A 3,116-nucleotide genomic window follows, 5' to 3' on the forward strand; every position below is an offset into this window, starting at 1 on the left:
CTACTTACAAAGCAGTACAGTATCAAATATTTTCTTACCGAGATTCAAACCCTCTAAGTCAATCAACCTTTTACTCTCAGCACATACCGGACGATTTAAAAAGTATTGTCTTTCAAGCTCTAAATAATATAGGAGTGAATGAGTTTAGCAAGAAGTTAGACTTATTTATAAAGCAATACTATGAGTTTCCTTATTATGATGAGATTCAGCTACCCGATAGTGAGGCAATAAACATCAAGCTTAAGGTATCAGAAGGCTCACAGGATAAGAGTGATCATGTCGGTCTAAACAAAATAGCAGGGATGATGGACCTGAAGTCCCTATTAATTACTGATATTATTGAACCTTTAAAAAATAAGCAGGCTTATAAAGAGTATGGGATTAAGCCACTTAACGGCTTATTGTTTTATGGTCCTCCTGGGTGTGGTAAAACTTTTATAGCAAAACAGCTTGCTGCTGAATTAGGTTATACATTCTTTGAAATCAAGCCTTCTGACTTGGCTAGTGTCTATGTTCATGGCACTCAAGAAAAGATTGGTAAGCTATTTTTAGAAGCCAGCCTTAAGGCACCTTCGGTGATATTTATTGATGAGGTTGATGCAGTAATGCCAAGTCGTGATAGTGCACATATGGGTCAACACTATTCTTCAGAAGTTAATGAATTTCTCGCTCAGCTCACAGAATGTAGTGAGAAAGGCATTCTTACCATTATGGCTACAAATAGGCCTGATGCAATAGACAAAGCGATTCTAAGAACTGGTAGAGTTGATAAAGCGGTTTATATACCTCTGCCTGACTTTGATACTCGTAAAGAGATGCTGAAGATTCTCTTGAAAGGACGACCTATAGATAGTGGTTTGGATCTTGACTCTATAGCCATGTTGATGGCGCATTATACTTCCAGTGATATTAATTATATGGTCAATGAAGCGGCCAAACTTGCCCTGAAAGAAAATAGTAAAATTGGTCATGAACATTTAATGGAAGTGCTTCGCAAAACGAAATCATCTGTTAATTATGATCAACTCGAAAAGTATGATTCTTTTACTGAGTTCCAAAGGTTCTAATTTTTTCTGTTTTAAGGCCTTAATCCAAGCTATGAGAATGTTGGTTACGAACTATCTACTAATTATTTTTAAGCTCTTTAGAGACTTAATAAACAAAGGCTTCCATACTTTTTCATCACTCAATCTATAAGATACGGTGACAAGATGTTCCCTATCATTATTCTCAAAATAATACGCTCTAACAGCAACATAAGGGTTGTTGCCTAATTGCCGTAAGTAACTTACTTCTAAAGCGTTTTGGTCGTTTATTTTCACAGGGTTAATACCGTACCAGCGTATTATTTTGATATTAATTTTAGCTAAAGATTGAGTTGTTTGGGTACGTAGTTGTTGGCTTAGTTGGTTACGTTCAAAGGCTGTAAGAGCATAAGGATCTTTCAAAGATGCGTATTCAGAGTAATTACCTAATGTTGTATGAATAATTATTCTAGCATAAGTATTAAATCCATTTTTATCGAAGCTATGCAAGCCTTTCTGCTGAAACACATAGCGGCTATCTGGTGATAATCCTAAGTCTGCTCTAGCATTAATTATTTCCAAAACCTCGTTATTAAGTTCTTTATATCTTCCTCCTTGAAGCTCCATATTTAACGGAATTGAAATTTCTCCGAGATTAGGAATAGAGTATTTTTGAAAATTAATATCAGAAGCATTGGATAATGATGACGCTAATAGTATTAGCATCTGCAACAATAGGATGTAAAACTTGGTTTTTGAAAACATATTTTAATTCTCGAAGAATTTTATTTTACTTTGCATTTCTTATAAAAGCCTATTCACCTTAGCTGGTGGACCCCATTTGTTGTTTTGTGGAGAAGTATTTTTACAGAGAAAGAATAGTATAAATATCCAACCTATAACTGGGATAAACCATAGTAATTGCCACCACCCTGATCTTCCAATATCATGCAAACGTCTTGTTCCAACAGCACAAATTGGGATAAGTAGCATTAAATTGATAATAGCTATAAAACTAAGAAGAGGTAATGCGCTTTCATAGCTTATATATTCTAAATTTATTATATATATGATTATTCTAGATATTTGAATTAAAATAATGGTAGCTAAATAAAAATACCAATACTCTTTTCTTCTTGCACGGCCACTAAAGTCGGCAAAGTTTTTGAGTGCTTTTAACATCCATCTGATAAAGCCATATTTATTTTCGACCTGATATTTTTCATATTCCGCTGATCTTAGGCGTTCTATATCAATCGGGCTAGTTGAGTTATTAGTATGAAGTCTTAATGATTCTGGAGTAGCAGCAGGATTAGTCAACTCTTGGTTATATATCGTTTTATTTCTGTAGAATATCTCGTCTATGCTTCCTGTTCTAGAAAAAGTGAACTCTACTTCATCTTTAGGCACTGGCAGATTTTGTTCAGACCAGCTATAACCACTAAATATATATTTTTCACCATTACTTGCTTCTAAGCATCCTGAATTATTTTTATGGTCATAGCTAATTATCTTACCTTGCATTTATTTATACCTTTATATGTTTGACCTCTATTAAAAGTGGCAGAGAGTTGATTTATACTGTAACTATCATAGAGATTTACTTGTGAGACTGTAGCCAAGCAGTGCTTCGCTAGTTGCCCTTCATTGTAATCTAGCCCAATATATTTGATGATATTGTCAAACCCCAGTATTAACCACATCACCTAAGAAAATTAAACTTAATGACTAAGCTCTATATGCTATGTAAATAGTAGCATATAGAGCTTTTTTGACCTATCAAGGCAAAGTTGATTTATTAGATATATAGATATTATTAATATTTCTAACACCATAATATTGAAGGGTCTATCATCTAATAAGTTATAGTTTAAATTGGTATTTACTCTATTCTAGCTGATTGATGTATCCGACATTAACCTTAATTTCACGACTTCATCTATATGTACTGGTCAATTAAATTTAGATAGCCTATAAAAGGTTTTAAAGAAGCGCTAAATGGTAGGTCATGAGCGGGAATTAGCAAAGTACTTCTTTACTCGAGTGCAAGATAGCATGATATGGTTCTAGTAGCTTGCAGTTTCAGCACAT

The 3,116-nt window shown here is 33.9% G+C and carries 3 protein-coding genes; 1 reads left to right on the top strand and 2 read right to left on the bottom strand.

Annotated elements, in window-relative coordinates; genetic code table 11:
* Positions 1–1,067: 26S protease regulatory subunit (locus KZA12_RS14685; RefSeq protein WP_218690747.1), on the top strand; the 1,067-nt coding region annotated here is incomplete at its 5' end.
* Between the two features lie 51 nt (positions 1,068–1,118).
* Here the strand turns inward: KZA12_RS14685 and KZA12_RS14690 are convergent.
* Both KZA12_RS14690 and KZA12_RS14695 read right to left on the bottom strand, forming a co-directional pair.
* Positions 1,119–1,790 (bottom strand): hypothetical protein, encoded by a 672-nt coding sequence (locus KZA12_RS14690; protein ID WP_218690748.1) that lies wholly within the window; start codon positions 1,788–1,790, stop codon positions 1,119–1,121.
* Positions 1,791–1,829: 39 nt separating this feature from the next.
* Complete coding sequence (locus KZA12_RS14695; RefSeq protein WP_218690749.1) at positions 1,830–2,549, bottom strand: DUF805 domain-containing protein; 720 nt, start codon at positions 2,547–2,549, stop codon at positions 1,830–1,832.
* Positions 2,550–3,116: the final 567 nt, after the last annotated feature.

Source organism: Psychrobacter sp. BF1, assembly GCF_019279065.1.
Taxonomy (GTDB): Bacteria; Pseudomonadota; Gammaproteobacteria; order Pseudomonadales; family Moraxellaceae; genus Psychrobacter; species Psychrobacter urativorans.